The organism is Vibrio sp. NC2 (assembly GCF_025195005.1).
GTDB classification, from domain to species: domain Bacteria; phylum Pseudomonadota; class Gammaproteobacteria; order Enterobacterales; family Vibrionaceae; genus Vibrio; species Vibrio splendidus.
This window is the reverse complement of record NZ_JANVFC010000004.1, coordinates 228,944-247,015: the sequence shown is the minus strand read 5'-3', so window position 1 is coordinate 247,015 and position 18,072 is coordinate 228,944. Positions and strand designations below refer to the sequence as shown.

16 protein-coding genes are annotated in these 18,072 nt (G+C 43.4%); 10 read left to right on the top strand and 6 right to left on the bottom strand.

The genetic code is table 11. The features are described 5' to 3' along the window. Positions 1–276 precede the first annotated feature (276 nt). On the top strand, positions 277–1,566 hold the full coding sequence (locus tag NX845_RS08320) for a citrate synthase (RefSeq protein WP_004734217.1): 1,290 nt from the start codon (positions 277–279) through the stop codon (positions 1,564–1,566). 328 nt (positions 1,567–1,894) lie between these two features. Here NX845_RS08320 and NX845_RS08315 read toward each other — a convergent pair whose 3' ends face one another. Then, positions 1,895–2,653: a Nif3-like dinuclear metal center hexameric protein gene (locus tag NX845_RS08315; RefSeq protein WP_017084087.1), complete on the bottom strand. Its 759-nt coding sequence runs from the start codon at positions 2,651–2,653 to the stop codon at positions 1,895–1,897. Positions 2,654–2,820: 167 nt separating this feature from the next. Here NX845_RS08315 and NX845_RS08310 point away from each other — a divergent pair, with 167 nt between their 5' ends. After that, positions 2,821–3,579 carry a DUF1853 family protein gene (locus NX845_RS08310; RefSeq protein ID WP_065681328.1) on the top strand — a complete coding sequence of 253 codons (759 nt, stop codon included), beginning with the start codon at positions 2,821–2,823 and terminating at the stop codon, positions 3,577–3,579. A gap of 127 nt (positions 3,580–3,706) precedes the next feature. Here NX845_RS08310 and pgm read toward each other — a convergent pair whose 3' ends face one another. Further along, positions 3,707–5,353 carry a phosphoglucomutase (alpha-D-glucose-1,6-bisphosphate-dependent) gene (pgm, locus tag NX845_RS08305; protein ID WP_017080717.1) on the bottom strand — a complete coding sequence of 549 codons (1,647 nt, stop codon included), beginning with the start codon at positions 5,351–5,353 and terminating at the stop codon, positions 3,707–3,709. Positions 5,354–5,445: 92 nt separating this feature from the next. Beyond that, positions 5,446–5,985: a replication initiation negative regulator SeqA gene (gene seqA / locus NX845_RS08300; RefSeq protein WP_004734221.1), complete on the bottom strand. Its 540-nt coding sequence runs from the start codon at positions 5,983–5,985 to the stop codon at positions 5,446–5,448. Between the two features lie 93 nt (positions 5,986–6,078). Here seqA and NX845_RS08295 point away from each other — a divergent pair, with 93 nt between their 5' ends. The 3 genes from NX845_RS08295 (at position 6,079) to fldA (ending at position 7,758) form a co-directional block, all read left to right on the top strand. After that, the gene (locus NX845_RS08295) at positions 6,079–6,840 is read left to right on the top strand and encodes an alpha/beta fold hydrolase (protein WP_065681329.1); all 762 of its coding nucleotides are present in this window, start codon (positions 6,079–6,081) and stop codon (positions 6,838–6,840) included. A gap of 108 nt (positions 6,841–6,948) precedes the next feature. Further along, a complete protein-coding gene (locus NX845_RS08290; protein WP_004734223.1) occupies positions 6,949–7,167 on the top strand; it encodes a DUF2788 domain-containing protein in 219 nt (72 codons plus the stop codon). Positions 7,168–7,224: 57 nt separating this feature from the next. Beyond that, the gene (fldA, locus tag NX845_RS08285) at positions 7,225–7,758 is read left to right on the top strand and encodes a flavodoxin FldA (protein ID WP_004734224.1); all 534 of its coding nucleotides are present in this window, start codon (positions 7,225–7,227) and stop codon (positions 7,756–7,758) included. 96 nt (positions 7,759–7,854) lie between these two features. Here the strand turns inward: fldA and NX845_RS08280 are convergent, their stop codons facing one another. Continuing rightward, positions 7,855–8,361, bottom strand: a complete 507-nt coding sequence (locus tag NX845_RS08280; RefSeq protein WP_017092672.1) for a DUF4442 domain-containing protein — start codon at positions 8,359–8,361, stop codon at positions 7,855–7,857. 207 nt (positions 8,362–8,568) lie between these two features. Between NX845_RS08280 and fcrX the strand changes: the two genes are divergently transcribed. Then, positions 8,569–9,018, top strand: coding sequence for a ferric iron uptake transcriptional regulator FcrX (fcrX, locus tag NX845_RS08275; protein ID WP_004734226.1), 450 nt, complete (start codon positions 8,569–8,571; stop codon positions 9,016–9,018). 54 nt (positions 9,019–9,072) lie between these two features. After that, the gene (locus NX845_RS08270; protein ID WP_065681330.1) at positions 9,073–9,690 is read left to right on the top strand and encodes a prepilin-type N-terminal cleavage/methylation domain-containing protein; all 618 of its coding nucleotides are present in this window, start codon (positions 9,073–9,075) and stop codon (positions 9,688–9,690) included. Positions 9,691–9,809: 119 nt separating this feature from the next. Here NX845_RS08270 and glnS read toward each other — a convergent pair whose 3' ends face one another. Together glnS and nagE are read right to left on the bottom strand one after the other, a co-directional pair. Continuing rightward, positions 9,810–11,477, bottom strand: a complete 1,668-nt coding sequence (gene glnS, locus NX845_RS08265) for a glutamine--tRNA ligase (RefSeq protein WP_017084091.1) — start codon at positions 11,475–11,477, stop codon at positions 9,810–9,812. A gap of 302 nt (positions 11,478–11,779) precedes the next feature. Then, positions 11,780–13,339 (bottom strand): N-acetylglucosamine-specific PTS transporter subunit IIBC, encoded by a 1,560-nt coding sequence (gene nagE, locus NX845_RS08260; protein ID WP_017079465.1) that lies wholly within the window; start codon positions 13,337–13,339, stop codon positions 11,780–11,782. Positions 13,340–13,814: 475 nt separating this feature from the next. On the opposite strand from nagE, the gene nagA reads away from it, so the two are divergent. The 3 genes from nagA (at position 13,815) to NX845_RS08245 (ending at position 17,839) form a co-directional block, all read left to right on the top strand. Then, the gene (nagA, locus tag NX845_RS08255; RefSeq protein WP_017079464.1) at positions 13,815–14,951 is read left to right on the top strand and encodes an N-acetylglucosamine-6-phosphate deacetylase; all 1,137 of its coding nucleotides are present in this window, start codon (positions 13,815–13,817) and stop codon (positions 14,949–14,951) included. 2 nt (positions 14,952–14,953) lie between these two features. Further along, positions 14,954–16,168: an ROK family protein gene (locus NX845_RS08250; RefSeq protein ID WP_004734232.1), complete on the top strand. Its 1,215-nt coding sequence runs from the start codon at positions 14,954–14,956 to the stop codon at positions 16,166–16,168. Positions 16,169–16,252: 84 nt separating this feature from the next. Further along, positions 16,253–17,839: a cation:proton antiporter family protein gene (locus tag NX845_RS08245; RefSeq protein ID WP_017079462.1), complete on the top strand. Its 1,587-nt coding sequence runs from the start codon at positions 16,253–16,255 to the stop codon at positions 17,837–17,839. The last annotated feature ends 233 nt before the right edge of the window (positions 17,840–18,072 follow it).

The following is an 18,072-nucleotide window of genomic DNA, read 5'->3' as shown; positions in this document are numbered from 1 at the left end:
AACAGCTAGGTTTCTGAAGACACCTCACATTTCTTCTTAGCCTTGCATTTATAAGGTTTTAACCAAACTTTTCAGCGCCACTATACGGCTGGCAACATTCTAATACAATTGATGCAACAAATAATGCTACACAGAACAGATTTTTAACGAATTTAATGTAAAAAACACTAACAAGTGCACACAAAGCTGCAGAAAAATTGACTTTCTCACGTAAGACCAGTAAAAAAATGGCACATAAACATCCTGGACGGATTAATAATAACAAAGGAGATTGTTATGGCGGATAAGAAAGCTACCCTTCATATTGAAGGTCAAGCACCGATCGAATTGCCGATTACAGAAGGTGTACTTGGTACTCCGGTCATCGACGTTCGTACACTGGGTTCTAATGGTTTTTTCACTTTTGATCCTGGTTTTCTTGCCACTGCATCTTGTGAATCGCAAATAACTTATATTGACGGTGGAAAAGGTATTCTTCTACACCGTGGTTATCCAATTGATCAACTGGCCAATAACGCTGATTACTTAGAAGTTTGTTACATTCTTTTATACGGCGAAGCCCCTTCTCGAGCTCAATACGAAGAGTTCAAGACGACAGTCACACGTCACACCATGGTTCATGAGCAAATTGCTAGTTTCTTCCACGGTTTCCGCCGTGATGCTCACCCAATGGCTGTTATGTGTGGTGTGGTAGGTGCGCTTGCTGCGTTCTATCATGATTCATTAGATGTTAATAACGACACACACCGTGAAATTGCGGCATACCGCCTAATTTCAAAAATGCCTACACTGGCTGCAATGTGTTACAAATATTCTATCGGTCAACCGTTTATCTACCCGCGCAATGACCTAGGCTACGCAGAAAACTTCCTACACATGATGTATGCAAACCCATGTGAAGAATACGAAGTAAATCCTGTTGTGGCTCGCGCAATGGACAAAATCTTTACGTTACATGCTGATCACGAACAAAATGCTTCAACGTCAACGGTTCGTTTAGCAGGTTCTTCGGGTGCAAACCCATTTGCTTGTATTGCTGCTGGTATCGCTTCTTTGTGGGGTCCTGCTCACGGTGGTGCTAACGAAGCTTGTCTAATGATGCTTGAAGAGATCGGTAGCGTAGACAACATTGAAGAATATGTAGCAAAAGCAAAAGACAAAGATGACCCATTCCGCCTAATGGGCTTCGGTCACCGTGTTTACAAGAACTACGATCCACGTGCAACGGTAATGCGTGAAGCGTGTCACGAAGTACTTAAAGAGCTAAACATTCAAGATCCTCTACTAGACGTAGCAATGGAACTTGAGCGCATCGCTCTTTCTGATGAGTACTTTGTTTCTAAGAAGCTATACCCGAACGTAGATTTCTACTCAGGTATCATTCTGAAAGCGATCGGTATTCCAGTATCAATGTTCACAGTAATCTTCGCGATGTCTCGTACTATCGGTTGGATTGCACACTGGAACGAAATGCACAGCGATCCGACAAACCGTATCGGTCGTCCTCGTCAGTTGTACACTGGTGAAGAACAGCGTGATTTCCAAGCTCTACACGAGCGCGAATAGTAAAGTTTCGACTTTTCTAGTCGATTGAAATCAAAAAGGGTTGATGTATTAACATCAACCCTTTTCTTTTATATGCTCTCAACTTCGTCATCCTCAAGAGTGAGGGACGAGCGAATTGGGGATCTCACTAATTGTATCGACAAGCTTTTAGAGATTCCCTACTCCTTCCTTCGTCAGTCTAGGGAATGACGAATTACTTATGAACTCTCTAAGTAGAACTCTAATTAGCCCGCCTCATCAAAGGATACAAATTTATAGTTATCCGTCATCCTTAAGAGCGGGAAACGAGTGAATTGGGGAACTCTTATCCCCAATCACATATTTGTTTTTACACTGGGTTGTCTATATCAATAAACTCAACATCTAAGCCATGTTCTTTCGTTAGCCATTCACCTAGCGCTTTCACACCGTAGCGTTCTGTTGCATGGTGGCCTGCGGCAAAGTAATGAATGTCTTGTTCACGTGCTGAGTACGTTGTGCGCTCTGAAATTTCACCAGAGATAAACGCATCAATACCTTGAGACGCAGCTAACTCAATGTAATCTTGACCACCACCAGTGCACCAACCGACAGTCGTAATCATTTTATCTTGGTTTTCTGGAGCGATATGTAATGGCTTGCGGTTCAAAGCTTGGCCAATCTTTTCTGCGAACTCCGCACCAGTTATTGGTGAACTCAACTTACCAAACATCGCAACTGATTGTGGGTGCCCTTCTAAACCGCCTTCAACTTCGATATCAAGCAACTCAGCAAGCTTGGCGTTGTTGCCTAACTCAGGGTGAATATCAAGAGGCAAGTGGTAACCCAAAAGGTTAATGTCATTTTTAATCAAGGTACGAATGCGCTTACCCTTCATACCACGAATGGCTTCTGACTCACCTTTCCAAAAGAAACCGTGATGGACCAATAAAGCGTCTGCGTTCAGTTCTACCGCTTTATCAATTAATGCTTGAGAAGCTGTCACACCAGTAACAATCCGCTTTACTTGAGAAGTACCTTCCACTTGCAGACCATTAGGACAGTAATCTTTAATCTGCTGTGGCTGAAGTTTTTCGTTAAGTAGCTTTTCTAATTGTAAGTTATTCATTTTTCTTTCCAGCTTAACTTTATAATAACGTCGTTATATCAATTTACGGGTAGAATGTCGAAAGCCCCAGGGCTATGTCTATAAAGAGCTACGTTTATAAAGAGCTTATGTTTATGACGAACTGATCTGTTGATGAAGAACAGATGACTGAAGTTTATGAGGAACCGATGACAGCACTGCAACGTTTTTACCAATGGGTCATCGACTCACCGCCGTTACTGAAAATTAAGCCACCGATTTCCGATCTTGGTGCATTCTTAAGCCCCCAAGCCATCGACTCATCACACACTTATAACGGAAACCCAAGGTTAGGTTTCCTCTACCAGCATCTATGTGAACAAGTCATTGAAGCCTCACCTGATTATTCGGTCAAGTACGATGAGATTCAAATTAATGTTGAGGGAAGAACACTCGGTGCTATCGACTTTATTTTGGAAGAAGAAAGTAGCCAGAAACTGCAACACTGGGAAGTCGCGATCAAGTTTTACCTGCTCCATGAACAGACATGGTTTGGTCCTAACTCTCATGACCAATTGGATAAGAAGTTAGACAGGATGCTCACCCATCAACTTGGCATGTCCTCTTCAACGGCCTTTGTTAAGCAATATCCAGAGATCGATGTCGACTCAAAACATCTCCTCATGCAGGGCCGTCTCTATACCAACCCCTTCTTAGTTCAAAAAGTACCTACTGAATGTTTGGGCTATGACATTAATTCAAGCCAAGTAAACGGCTTTTGGTGCTATCAAAACCAAGCTCATTTAATCACTGAAGCGCTCTACCCTCTCACCAAAGAGCAGTGGGCAGCTGGAACTGATGACTTCAGCTGTGAACCTCTTTCTGAGTTTGGTGATCGCTTCGTTCATGGACAAACCAAATCTGGTCAATTCTGGTTTGTGATGCCACAAAGCTGGCCACACGGATAATCTATTCAGCCATTAAGTAGACTTAGACTTAGCCTTAGCCACTTGCTTACAGACAAATAAAAAGGGCTGATGCTTTCACATCAACCCTTTCACTATTTACTTGATGACTCTACTAATCGGTATTCGATTATAGGCCAGCGGCTGCAAATACTTGATTAACAATCTCTTGAGCTTCTGCTTCGATTGCTTTCAGGTGCTCTTCACCTTTAAAGCTTTCACAGTAGATCTTGTAGATGTCTTCTGTACCTGATGGACGAGCAGCAAACCAACCGTTTTCAGTCGTCACTTTTAGGCCACCAATCGCAGCGCCATTACCCGGAGCGTGCGTTAGGCGTGCAGTAATTGGGTCACCAGCCAGCGTCTCAGCAGAAACCATCTCTGGAGACAGCTTCTTAAGTACGTCTTTTTGTGCACCATTTGCTACCGCTTGAATACGGTTATACTTAGATTCGCCGTGTTTAGCAGCAAGCTCTTCGTAGTATTCTTGTGGATTCTTACCCGTTACTGCAGTGATCTCAGCCGCAAGCAGGCAAAGAATTAGGCCATCTTTATCTGTTGACCAAGGCGTTCCGTCTTTACGTAAGAAAGATGCACCAGCACTCTCTTCACCACCGAAACCAAACTGACCGTTGTATAAGCCATCAACGAACCATTTGAAACCAACTGGCACTTCACAAAGTTCACGGCCTAAGTCAGCAACAACACGGTCGATTAGTGCACTTGATACTAGTGTTTTACCCACTGCAACGTCTTTACCCCAACCTTCACGGTTACGGTATAGGTAGTCAATACACACCGCTAGGAAGTGGTTTGGATTCATCAGGCCTTTTGGCGTAACGATGCCGTGGCGATCGTAATCAGGGTCGTTACCAAACGCTAGTTGATAGTCGTCTTTAAGCGCCAGTAAGCCTGCCATTGCGTACGGAGAAGAACAATCCATACGAACCACACCATCTTTGTCTAGAGACATAAATTGGAACGAAGGATCAACCGCTTCACTGACCAGAGTAAGATCTAGGTTGTACGCTTTGCCAATTTGACGCCAGTAATCAATACCGCTGCCACCCAGTGGATCAACACCAATCTTGATGTTTGCTTTCTGGATCGCTTCCATATCAACCACGTTAACCAAGTCAGCAACGTAAGGAGCAACTAAATCAACTTCTTTCACTAGCTCAGACTGTTTAGCCTGTGCGATAGGAGTGCGCTTTACACCTTGCATTTGCTCAGCAATGATGACGTTCGCACGATCTTCAATCGCTTGAGTTAGCTCAGCCTCAGCAGGGCCACCGTGTGTCGGATTGTATTTAATACCACCGTCTTGTGGTGGGTTATGCGAAGGCGTGATAACAATGCCGTCTGCTTTTTTGTCATTCACTAGGTTATGCGTAAGAATCGCGTGCGAGATACCTGGTGTTGGAGTAAAGCCATTGTTTTCTTGAATAATAACTTCAACACCGTTGGCGACAAGCACTTCGATTACAGTAGAAAACGCAGGCTCAGAGAGAGCGTGAGTATCTTTACCTAGGAAAAGAGGCCCTGTTGTACCTTGCTCAGCACGAACTTCAGCCACCGCTTGTGCGATCGCTAGGATGTGGTTTTCATTAAATGTTGATTTGTCTGCTGTACCACGGTGACCTGAAGTACCGAACAGCACTTTGTGGTCTGGGTTAGTAGCATCCGGTTGCTGTAAGAAATAGTTAGCCACTAAAGCCGGAATATTATGAAGATCTTCCTGCTGAGCTTTCTGCCCAGCACGAGGGTGCATAGCCATTTTTCGACATCCTTATATATAAAATTTAAAAACAAAAAAACCTCATAATATCTTCTTATCCATGGATATTATGAGGTTTAAATCAGATTTCGTTAAATTGAACCTGTTACTTTTTCTATCAATTCTGCTTGGAAACTCATGCGGCTCATAAGCTGTTCAACCATTTGTCTTTTACGGCTAGTGTTATTGTTAGTTATAACCCAAAAAGGACTTTGTGGAATGGCTTTAGGCTTAGTTGTGTTGCCGTTTGCTAGCAAGGTCTCTTCGTTGTCTGCAAAGTAAACACGCTTGCGGCCTTTTACTTGAGTTGCTTCTGAAAAGCTTAAAGGGTCGATTTTATGCAGTGTCGATAACACAAGCATGAAACGATCAATGGCTTTCTTCAGTGATGCAAACTCATCTGATATTAGTAGTGAGCGCATTTCTTTAACACCATCGAACTTCTCTGGAGTAAAGCCTACCTCTTTGCTAACAACGATACCTTTTGGCTCAACGATCTCTTCGATCGGAACCATGCCTTGGCTATCAACCTGTAATAAGCGGCGCAGAATATCTGAAGCGCTTTCGCCAATACGTTCTGTCTGACCCGCAATAAAACGGTATAGGTCCTCATCAACCTCAATTGTTTTCATTCGCTTTTCACAATCTCAATGTTTAAACTCAGGGGGATTATAGCGAGATCCGCGCGGATACTCTACGTCAAACCCACCATGAATAAGATAAAAATGTCAGTACAGCTCAACTATAAATTAGAAGGTGCGGGTCACACCATTGTTTTGATCCATGGATTATTCGGTAATCTGGACAACCTTGGCTTGCTCGCTAGGGATCTAAAAGCCGATCACCAGGTACTTAGTATCGATCTACGCAACCACGGCCAATCCTTCCATAGTGACACTCACGACTATAAAGCAATGGCACAAGATGTGGCTCAACTACTGAATGTTCTTGAGTTAAATGATGTCACTGTGATTGGTCATTCCATGGGTGGCAAGGTAGCGATGGCGCTGACACAACATCTTACGCTGCATAAATTGATTGTCTTGGATATGGCACCAGTCGCGTACACCCAAAGTCGCCACGACAACGTATTCGCCGGCCTACAAGCTGTGATAGAAGAAAAACCGACCTCACGCTCAGACGCGCTGAAAATCCTCGCAAAACATATCGAAATTGATGGGGTTCGCCAGTTCTTGACCAAATCCTTGTTCAAAACGGAACAAGGCATCATGGAATGGCGCTTCAACGTTGCTTCGTTATTGAGCAACTATCCACAAATTATTGGTTGGGAACCGATCGAGAAAACCTCGGTCAAAACCTTACTAATAAAAGGTGGGGATTCTGATTACCTCACGGCTGAGCATCAAACCGCCGTTCAACAGCAGTTTTCCAACGCAAAAGCTCATGTTATCGCTAACACGGGACACTGGTTACACGCGGAAAAGCCAGCTGAAGTACTCCGTGCAATAAGAAAATTCATCGCTTAGATAGGTTGATTAGTCGATATAAATGAGAGCTGTGTAATCACAGCAGATTAACTTTATCTCACAACAGTGATATAGTGCGCCCAAGCAAATTTGGTATATAAGGTTCCCATGCTTTACGACTACATGAACATCATTGAATCTATTGGTTTAGATCTTCTGTTTGCCGCGATTTTCTTTCTAATCGGAATGGCAATTAAAGACGTTCTAAAGGAAGGAAATGTTCCTGCATTTGGTCGTCGCATCGTATGGTTAGTACTTTTCCTTGGCTGCGCAGGTTTTATCGCAAAAGGGATAATCCAACTAAGCTGGGAAGGAACTGGAATCTAACGATTTCCTCCGAACTTTATTACACCGACAACAGACAAAATGAAAGGTAATGATTCTATGGCAAGTGTAGGTCTCTTCTTTGGTAGCGATACAGGTAACACTGAAGCTGTTGCTAAGATGATTCAAAAGCAATTGGGCAAGCAGCTCGTTCAAGTTCAAGACATTGCAAAAAGCAGCAAAGAAGATATCGATAACTTCGATCTACTGCTGCTTGGTATCCCTACGTGGTACTACGGCGAAGCACAATGTGATTGGGACGACTTTTTCCCTGAGCTAGAAGCTATTGATTTTTCAACTAAGCTTGTTGCTATCTTTGGTTGTGGCGACCAAGAAGATTACGCAGAATACTTCTGTGATGCTATGGGTACTATCCGTGACATCGTTGAAGCGAAAGGCGGTACTATCCTAGGTCACACATCAACTGAAAGCTACGAATTCGAAGCATCGAAAGGCTTAGTTGAAGGCGATGACAGCCAATTCGTTGGTCTATGTATCGATGAAGACCGTCAACCTGAGCTAACTGATGAGCGTGTATCTAACTGGGTTAAACAAATCCACGAAGAAATGTGCCTAGCAGAGCTAGAAGACTAATTCTCTACCGATTGTTAATTGTTACAATTAATGACCGATATGTAGATATGAAAAAACCTCCTTATAGGAGGTTTTTTGCTATTTAATGTTCACCAATCAACACTCAGCTTCTAATGCTTCGTCATCATCTCTAAATTGTGGCTTCTTTCTCACATACAGGGTTCGCTGAATTTCTGACACTACATTCCCCTGCTTATCTTTAACGTGGATAATAAATTCGGGGAAACACTTCTCACCAAGCTGCGTCTGACGATAGATATCATCCAGTTGCCCTTGGCTTATCTCAAAATCTGCATACAAGTCGGATTGACCCGGCTTGATAAAGTTAATACTCGCCTCTTTATCCCAAACATAATATCGCTCACCTAAAATTCCCATTAACATCAAAGAGTAAACTGGATCGGTAAGAGAAAAGATACTGCCGCCATATTGAGTACGATTGGCGTTCTTATTCCACCAGCGCAGCTTTAGTATCGTCTTAACAACCCTAAAGTCAGGGCTAATGTGAGCGATTCGAATTCCCGATCCCCAAAAAGGAGGCCAAATATTGAGAGCAAATTTTACAATGTTGGGTTTATATATTTTTGCGAGTTGCTTATTCATAACAACATTCCATGTTCATATCAGAAACACCGTCAGCTTGACTGGTCGTACCTCCACTATAAGTGAGATACTTCCAATTTACAAAACAGATTGTGATGTCAGTAAGTAACCCTTTGAAGTTCGTGGTTTATTGTTATGCCTGACTAAACTATAATGGTATTAATATTGAATTCTGTTAATTGCTGCAGATCATCAACAGGAAAGTATATGTCAGACAATAATCAAGCGCTAAAAGATGCTGGTCTTAAAGTGACCCTCCCACGGCTCAAAATTTTAGAAGTATTACAACAACCAGACTGCCAACATATTAGTGCTGAAGATTTATATAAAAAGCTGATCGACTTAGGTGAAGAGATAGGTCTTGCGACCGTTTATCGCGTACTGAACCAATTCGATGATGCTGGCATTGTAACTCGCCACCACTTCGAAGGCGGCAAGTCTGTATTTGAACTTTCAACACAGCATCACCACGATCACCTAGTATGTTTAGACTGCGGTGAAGTTATCGAATTCTCTGATGATCTTATCGAAGAAAGACAAAAAGAAATCGCTCAACGCTACAACGTACAGTTAACTAACCACAGTTTATATCTGTATGGTAAAAGCATCACTGGGGATTGCAAAGGCAACCCAGACGCACATAAAGCGAAGAAGTAACACAGAACGCTGGCTTAGGCCGGCGTTTTTTATATAGGGCTCCATAAAGTATCCATGAAAAGAATCCAGCTAGTTAAGGCTTTTACTTTAATTGAGATGTTAGTTGTTGTGGTGATTATTGCCGTACTTGCTGTTGTTGCCCTTCCCCGCTTTCTTAACATTCAAACTGATAGTCGTATCGCTCAGTTTGACGCTGCTCAATCTCAATTTCAAACTGCGATAACGTTCGCGCACAGTAAATGGTTAGTAAATGGAGGCGGTAATTCAGAAATGAACGACCTTCCAGGCTTCGGCGAGGATGTTAACGGTAACCCACAGCTAGATATCAACGATGAGGGTTACCCTTTAGGTGTTGATAAAAATTCGCCAATGGGCGCGCCCTACAATATAGGTCAAGGCCATCAAGGTTGTGTCGCTATCTGGGACGCAATTATGAATACCGATCTTACGGTTACAACCGATCGAGACAATTTTGATGGATTCGATTTTGTGTCGCGCCGCCAGAATCTAACCTTTTTAACTAAAGAGGGCGATTCTGTAACTGCTCAAGCGCTCTGCTATTACATCTTCACAGCTGAAGGTCATCATAGAAATCCAGACAGAGCTGAATACGTATTTTGGTATAACTCCCGCACTGGTGAAATCACGAACTCTCGACCAGATGATATATAACTTCAGCGAAGAGAGTAAATTAGCAACGTCCTCTCCAGACAAATATCCGCAGACACAAAAAAACCGGCTCTAAGCCGGTTTTTTATTGGGTCGTTTTTAACAAACTAAGCACTCAAGCATTAAGCTTCAGTTTTACCCCAAGTGTCACGTAGACCAACCGTGCGGTTGAATACTAGTGCGTCTGCTTTAGAGTCTTTCGAATCCACACAGAAGTAGCCTGTACGTTCAAACTGGTACGCTTGCTCTGCTACACCTTCCGCTAAGCTAGGTTCAACAAAACCATTTAGCGTAACAAGTGATTCAGGGTTTAGCGTTGCAGCGAAGTCATCAGCAGCGGCTGGGTTTGGCACTGTGAATAGACGATCGTACAAACGAATCTCAGCAGGCAGCGCTTTATCAGCAGATACCCAGTGGATAACGCCTTTCACTTTGCGGCCATCTGCAGGGTTCTTACCCAATGTTTCATTGTCGTAAGAACAGAAGATAGTCGTAATGTTGCCTTCTGCATCTTTTTCGATACGTTCAGCTTTGATCACGTAAGCACCACGAAGACGAACTTCTTTGCCAAGAACCAAACGCTTGTATTTCTTGTTTGCTTCTTCACGGAAGTCGTCACGCTCAATCCAAACTTCACGTGTAAATGGAACTTCACGAGTACCCATTTCTGGCTTGTTCGGATGGTTTGCCACTGTCAGTGTTTCTACTGTATCAGCGTCGTAGTTTTCAATCACGACCTTGATAGGGTCAAGAACAGCCATTGCACGAGGTGCATTTTCGTTCAGATCATCACGGATACAAGATTCAAGTGAGCCGAACTCAATCATGTTCTCTTGTTTAGTCACACCAATACGTTTACAGAATTCGCGAATCGAGCTTGAAGTGAAGCCACGACGACGCAAACCAGAGATTGTTGGCATACGTGGATCGTCCCAACCTTCAACTAGGTTTTCAACCACAAGTTGGTTCAGCTTACGCTTCGACATTACCGTATATTCAAGATTCAGACGGCTAAACTCGTACTGACGAGGTTGGCAATCAATCGTGATGTTGTCTAGAACCCAGTCATACAAACGACGGTTATCTTGGAATTCAAGCGTACAAATAGAGTGCGTAATGCCCTCTAGCGCATCAGAGATACAGTGAGTGAAGTCGTACATTGGGTAAATGCACCACTTGTCAGCAGTCTGATGATGGTGAGCAAAACGAACACGGTAGATAACTGGATCGCGCATAACCATGAATGAAGAGCTCATGTCGATCTTAGCACGTAGACATGCTTTGCCTTCTTCAAAGCCACCGTCACGCATTTTTTCAAACAACGCTAGGTTTTCTTCAGGGCTGCGATCACGGTATGGGCTCGCTTTACCAGGCTCTTTTAACGTGCCACGGTATTCACGGATCTGCTCAGGACTTAGCTCGTCAACATACGCTAAGCCTTTATTAATTAATTCCACAGCATAAGCGTAAAGCGTATCGAAGTAGTTTGATGAGTAACAAATATCACCAGACCATTCGAAGCCTAACCAGCTTACATCATTCTTAATTGACTCAACGTATTCAACGTCTTCTTTTTCAGGGTTTGTATCATCGAAACGAAGATTACATTGTCCCTGGTAGTCCTGAGCAATACCAAAGTTCAAGCAAATAGATTTAGCGTGACCAATGTGCAGGTAGCCATTTGGCTCCGGCGGGAAACGAGTATGCACGCTACTGTGTGTACCATCCGCTAAATCTTTATCGATAATTTGGCGAATGAAATTCGATGGACGAGCCTCAGCTTCACTCATCTATAGCACCTCTATGTATTTAGTATTGTCAGAGAAAGTTATCTTTCATACCCGAGACAAAGGCGGCTTTTGCTGCCTATCAAAGATAGAAAGATCATTGTTGCTAATCATCCACAATTCTTCGCCTTTGCACAATAAGAACCATCAGTTAATTGTGATTATTTCTGCTATTCGATGAAGAATAGAACGAACCTTGTTCACTGGCTGTAAATGACAAGTACAAAAAAGCCTCCCGTGTGGGAGGCTTTCAATTTGAAACTTACTTAAGAGCCGTTGTTACGTCTTAATAAGCACTTCCCTTACTATGGAAGTTTTACATCAGATAGGTCTTCACCTGCACCGATAGCTTTCATTTCGCCAGCGACGATTTCAGCTAGTGGGCCTAGGATAACCTGTAGGTTGTTCTCACCTAGTTTAACCACACCTTTAGCGCCAAGTTTCTTAAGAACAACTTCATCAGCGATAGAGCGGTCTTTAAGAGTTAGACGTAGACGAGTGATACAAGCATCGATTGAAGTCAGGTTTTCGTGACCACCTAGAGCTTTCAGGTATTGACGAGCAACGTCACCTTTTGGCGCGTCACCAGCAGGAGCTGCTGCAGCTTCGTCATCATCTTCACGACCTGGCGATTTCAAGTTGAAAGCGCGGATTGCGAAAGAGAAAGTGAAGAAGTATAGAGCACCGAATGCTAAGCCAATCAATAGTAGAGTGAATGGTTTAGTTGCTAGACCCCAGTTCAGTACGAAGTCGATTAGACCAGCAGAGAAACCGAAACCGTGCAGAGTACCAAACATGTTTGCCACTACTAGAGACAGACCTGTAAATACCGCGTGCATTGCGTATAGAGCAGGAGCTAGGAATACGAACATGAATTCTAGCGGCTCTGTGATACCTGTTAGGAATGAACAGAATGCAACTGAGAACAATGCGCCACCGACTTGGCTACGTTTTTCAGCAGGAGCAGCTAGGTACATTGCAAGTGCAGCACCTGGTAGACCGAACATCATTACTGGGAAGAAACCGTTCATGAATACGCCAGCGCCTTTATCGCCACCGAAGAAACGGTGTAGGTCGCCTGATTTAACTGTTTCAGTCACTTCTTTAACAACAGTAGTAATCTCTGGAGTTACTGAGTTAGCGAATGTGAATGTATGCTCTTGACCAACAACTAGAGTTTTAGCCAGTGCAGGGTCAACACAAAGTTGAGTGATGTTAGCGAATGCGCCTTGACCAGCAACGATGATTTCTTGACACGTACCCATACCGAACCAGAAGTATGAGTTCAATACGTGGTGTAGACCTACAGGGATTAGTGCACGGTTAAGAGTACCGTAAACGAATTGGCCAACCGCACCAGACGTTGATACCGCGTGAGCTAGTGCATCTAGACCAGATTGAATACCAGGCCAAACCACACCAGACACTGCACCTGCAACAAGTGCAAATAGACCGGCCATGATAGGTACTAAACGTTTACCCGCGAAGAAAGCCAGCCACTCAGGAAGGCGTGTTGCATGGAAAGCGTTGTAAGAGTGACCTGCGATGATACCTGCGAAGATACCGCCGAAGAATGACATGTTAACGTCTGCGTTAATTGTGGTTGCTGTTGCTGTTAGTACGAAGTAAGCAACTGCACCAGCAAGACCCGCTGCGCCGTTACCGTCTTTAGAAAGACCAATCGCGATACCTAGACCAAATAGCAATGGTAGGTTACCGAAGATAGCACCACCAGCTTCTGCCATGAATGGAATATCAAGTAGATCGCCTTGACCTAAACGTAAAAGAAGCGCCGCAATCGGAAGCGTTGCGATTGGTAGCATTAACGCCTTACCAAGCTTCTGTGCATATCCTAGAATATTCACCAGTTGTTTCCCCCTATAGGATTTTTTAGAATTCGTTTGAGAAACTTATTTTAGTCGCTCAATTTAGTCCTATTCAGTGTATTCAATTAATTTTGCTCCGCAAATTAAAACCTTACCATTTGTGATCGTAATCACCAGTTTTTACCAAATCCAGAGGTTTTTGCTAGCGAGATCATAAAACTTATTTTATCATTCAAAAAAATGAACGTTTATAGATAAAATCTAAACCTAATCATTAGACAAAATGATGGTGTCCCTGGGTTTACGCTGTCCAATAAACAATCATTAAAAGTGAACCTAAATGTATATTAATAATCAATTGTTCATATATTTTTCAACAACTTAAATCGCTTCCTATTTTGAAGCCGTTTGCCCATAAAAGATAAATCGTTACGTAAATGATGCTCGCAAACTAAGTCCACATTTAGGTAACGAACAAATTTTAAAGATCTCACGAAATAAGGATTAGCTGACTATGTACGCGCTAAGTAACTGTAAAATTTACACTGGTAGTGATGTTCTAACCGATCATGCTGTTGTAATCGAAAACGAACTGATCAAAAAAGTCTGTCCTATCTCTGAATTACCAGAAGGAATCGAAGTTCGCGACCTAAACGGAGCAAACCTAAGCCCAGGCTTCATTGACCTACAATTGAATGGTTGTGGCGGTGTAATGCTTAACGATGAGATCACTGCAGACACAATGCAGATCATGCATAAAGCCAACCTGAAATCTGGCTGTACTAGCTTCCTGCCAACGCTAATCACTTCTTCTGACGAAGACATGCGCGCGGTTATTACCGCAGCTCGTGAATATCACAACCAATACCAAAACCAATCTCTTGGCCTACACCTTGAAGGTCCGTATTTAAACGTTGCGAAAAAAGGCATTCACAGCGTCGATCACATTCGTAAATCAGACAGCGAAATGATTGAGCTTATCTGTGAGAACAATGACCTTGTTGCAAAAGTAACATTGGCTCCAGAACTCAACGACCCAGAACACATTGAGCGTCTGCGCAAAGCTGGTGTGGTTGTTTCGATTGGTCACACGAATGCAACGTACGCAGAAGCTCGCCAAGGTTTCGAATCAGGTATCACTTTTGCCACTCATCTATTCAATGCAATGACTCCTATGGTTGGTCGTGAGCCTGGCGTTGTTGGCGCGATTTACGACACGCCTGAGGTTTATGCTGGCATTATTGCCGACGGCTTCCACGTTGATTACGCAAACATCAGAATTGCGCATAAAATCAAGGGAGAAAAGTTGGTATTAGTGACGGATGCCACAGCTCCTGCAGGTGCTGACATGGAATACTTTATTTTTGTCGGTAAGAAAGTATATTACCGTGATGGTAAGTGTGTTGATGAAAACGGCACACTGGGCGGCTCAGCTCTGACTATGATTGAAGCAGTTCAGAATACAGTTGAGCACGCCGGTATCGCTTTAGACGAAGCTCTTCGCATGGCTACGCTATACCCAGCTACGGCTATCGGTGTAGAAAGCAAGCTAGGTCGAATCAAAAAAGGCATGGTTGCAAACCTAGCTGTATTTGACCGAGACTTTAACGTTAAAGCGACTGTTGTTAACGGACAATACGAGCACAATTAAGTATGAATGGCGGACAAATAGGTAACGTAGACTTAGTTAAACAACTAAACAGTGCGGCGGTATACCGACTAATAGACCAACAAGGGCCTATCAGTCGTATACAAGTGGCTGATGTAAGCCAACTCGCACCGGCAAGTGTTACAAAAATTACCCGCCAACTTTTAGAGCGCGGCCTAATTAAAGAGGTTGCGCAGCAAGCGTCTACTGGCGGTAGACGCGCTATCTCCCTAACCACAGAAGTAGAGCCTTTTCACTCTGTCGCTGTGCGCTTGGGTCGAGACTACATTCAAATAAGCCTGCATGACCTTGGCGGTCGTGAGCTGGCTTTCCAACAGCAAGACCTGAATTACTCAGACCAATCAGACCTCACCCAAGGCTTGGTCAATAATTTGAAGGCTTTCATTGCTGAACACCAACCAAAGATCGACCAACTGATTGCCATTGGTGTCACTCTTCCAGGCTTGGTTAACCCAACGACAGGTGTCGTCGAGTACATGCCAAATACAGACATCGATAACCTTGCGTTAAGCGACATTATTCGCGACACATTCCATGTTGCTTGTTTTGTTGGTAATGACGTTCGAGGAATGGCGCTTGCTGAGCACTACTTCGGTGCAAGTAAAGACAGCCAAGATTCTATTTTGGTTAGCGTTCACCGTGGTACTGGTGCTGGTATTATTGTTAATGGTCAGGTTTTCCTTGGCCATAACCGCAACGTGGGTGAAATTGGTCATATCCAAATTGATCCTCTTGGCGAGCAATGCCAATGCGGTAATTTCGGTTGTCTTGAAACCGTAGCGGCAAACCCTGCCATAGTTGAACGTGTCCAAAAGCTAATTAAGCAAGGTTATGAGTCCTCGCTAACAGAGATTGAGCACATTACTATTCAAGATGTATGTGACCATGCTATCAATGGCGACGAACTGGCTAAGCAAAGTTTGGTTCGAGTAGGTAATCAACTGGGTAAAGCTATCGCAATGACGATTAACTTGTTTAATCCTCAGAAAGTTATCATTGCTGGTGATATTACAAAGGCACAAGAGATTGTTTTCCCTGCAATTAAGCGCAATGTAGAGAATCAGTCGTTAACGGCTTTCCATAGCGGCCTGCCTATTGTAGCATCACAGATCGATAAACATCCTACGATGGGAGCTTTTGCCATGATTAAGCGCGCCATGCTCAACGGTGTGTTACTTCAAAAGCTTCTTGAAGACTAAAGAAAAACAACTCTGATTTTCCGCGGGCCGTGTTTGTATAAACACGGCCCGTTTTTTTAAGCTAGGGAACTACTACTACAAGTTATGGAACTTATATTAATATCCACTGCGTTTATTGCAGGATTTATTGCTTTAAAGTGTCACCTTCCTCCATTAGTCGGCTTTTTGGTCGCTGGTTTTGGGCTATTTGCTCTGGGTTTTGAAACCAATGACACCATCATTACCTTGGCTGACCTTGGTGTCACCCTGCTTCTATTTACGATTGGCTTAAAGCTCGATATCAAAACCCTACTCTCTAAAGAGATCTGGGCTGGCGCAACAATCCACAACCTTTTATCCACTCTGTTTTTTGCGGTCGCCCTGTTTGGTTTTAAATTCCTAGGTATTTCCTCGTTGGCAGCCATGTCAATAGAACAGATTGTTCTACTCGGTTTTGCCCTTTCATTCTCTAGTACCGTATTCGCAGTTAAGTCTCTGCAAGAGAAAGGGGAAATGAATGCGACCTATGGAACATTAGCGATCGGTATTCTGGTCATGCAGGATATCTTTGCCGTGGTCTTCTTAACGGCATCGACAGGCAAAATTCCAGAGTGGTATGCCATCGCACTGTTCGCTTTGCCATTCTGTCGTCCGTTGTTCTACAAAGTCCTCGACTGGGTTGGTCACGGCGAAATGTTGGTGCTGTTCGGCATTTTCTTCGCATTGGTCGTCGGTGCAGGCTTGTTCCAGTTTGTAGGGGTTAAACCAGATCTAGGCGCTCTTATCTTAGGTATGTTGCTAGCCGGTCACCCAAAAGCTTCAGAGCTGTCGAAATCGCTGTTTAACCTCAAAGAGCTTTTCCTTGTCTGCTTCTTCTTGAATATTGGATTATCCGAGCAACCTACCATTCAAGGCTTTATGCTCGCCATCTTATTCTTGCTGTTGCTGCCAGTGAAAGGCGTGCTTTACTTCTTGGTACTCAACCGCTTCAAATTCCGTGTTCGAACCTCTCTACTCGCCTCTCTATCATTGTTTAACTACAGTGAATTTGGTCTTATCGTCGGTGGTCTTGCCTTTAAGATGGGGTGGATGTCTGGCGATATATTAGTGGCGGTGGCGATTGCGGTTTCGTTATCGTTCTTAATCGCAGCTCCTTTAAACAAAGCGGGTCATAAGCTTTATCAACAGTCAGGTAAGTGGCTCAAAGAGCACGCTGCTGAAAAGCTTCACCAACGTGATAAACGAATTGATCCTGGTCGCGCACAAGTACTTATTCTTGGTATGGGGCGCATTGGTACCGGCGCCTACGATGAATTGCGTTCTCGCTATGGCAAGGTTAGCTTAGGTGTCGAAGTTCGTGAAGAAGCCGCACACAACCATAGAAGCCTTGGAAGAAACGTTATTTCTGGCGATGCAACTGACCCAGATTTCTGGGAGCGTATCTTAGATACAGCAAACGTGAAGCTAGTGATCTTGGCGATGCCTCATCACCAAGGTAATCAAACAGCCTTAGAACAGCTAAAATCACGTAATTTTAAAGGTCAAATCGCAGCCATTGCTGAATACTCCGACCAGCTAGAAACATTGAAAGAGAATGGTGTCGATGCAGCATTCAACATCTACAGTGAAGCTGGTAGTGGTTTTGCTCGACACGTATGTGAGCAATTAAACCCTAACATCAATAAGATCTAATCCTAAACATTGTCTAGTTAACCTCTCAAAATTGCTGTTCTTTTGCACTTTTGAGAGGTTTTTGTTTAAAAAACCAACCGCAATTAGACGTCACTCACCAAAACCACCTTAAAATTAGATAATTTCTAACATAAACCCCTTTATATTATTTTTTTGCTCACATTCGGTTGCTTTTTTTAGCCAGAATGGCAAATTGAATACAGTTGATTTAGAAATTATTTAAAAGGAAGTTC

Coding starts and splice junctions, on each gene's coding strand:
- NX845_RS08320 (WP_004734217.1), top strand. CDS start 277: ATGGCGGATAAGAAAGCTACCCTTCATATTGAAGGTCAAGCACCGATC.
- NX845_RS08315 (WP_017084087.1), bottom strand. CDS start 2,653: ATGAATAACTTACAATTAGAAAAGCTACTTAACGAAAAACTTCAGCCA.
- NX845_RS08310 (WP_065681328.1), top strand. CDS start 2,821: ATGACAGCACTGCAACGTTTTTACCAATGGGTCATCGACTCACCGCCG.
- pgm (WP_017080717.1), bottom strand. CDS start 5,353: ATGGCTATGCACCCTCGTGCTGGGCAGAAAGCTCAGCAGGAAGATCTT.
- seqA (WP_004734221.1), bottom strand. CDS start 5,985: ATGAAAACAATTGAGGTTGATGAGGACCTATACCGTTTTATTGCGGGT.
- NX845_RS08295 (WP_065681329.1), top strand. CDS start 6,079: ATGTCAGTACAGCTCAACTATAAATTAGAAGGTGCGGGTCACACCATT.
- NX845_RS08290 (WP_004734223.1), top strand. CDS start 6,949: ATGCTTTACGACTACATGAACATCATTGAATCTATTGGTTTAGATCTT.
- fldA (WP_004734224.1), top strand. CDS start 7,225: ATGGCAAGTGTAGGTCTCTTCTTTGGTAGCGATACAGGTAACACTGAA.
- NX845_RS08280 (WP_017092672.1), bottom strand. CDS start 8,361: ATGAATAAGCAACTCGCAAAAATATATAAACCCAACATTGTAAAATTT.
- fcrX (WP_004734226.1), top strand. CDS start 8,569: ATGTCAGACAATAATCAAGCGCTAAAAGATGCTGGTCTTAAAGTGACC.
- NX845_RS08270 (WP_065681330.1), top strand. CDS start 9,073: ATGAAAAGAATCCAGCTAGTTAAGGCTTTTACTTTAATTGAGATGTTA.
- glnS (WP_017084091.1), bottom strand. CDS start 11,477: ATGAGTGAAGCTGAGGCTCGTCCATCGAATTTCATTCGCCAAATTATC.
- nagA (WP_017079464.1), top strand. CDS start 13,815: ATGTACGCGCTAAGTAACTGTAAAATTTACACTGGTAGTGATGTTCTA.
- NX845_RS08250 (WP_004734232.1), top strand. CDS start 14,954: ATGAATGGCGGACAAATAGGTAACGTAGACTTAGTTAAACAACTAAAC.
- NX845_RS08245 (WP_017079462.1), top strand. CDS start 16,253: ATGGAACTTATATTAATATCCACTGCGTTTATTGCAGGATTTATTGCT.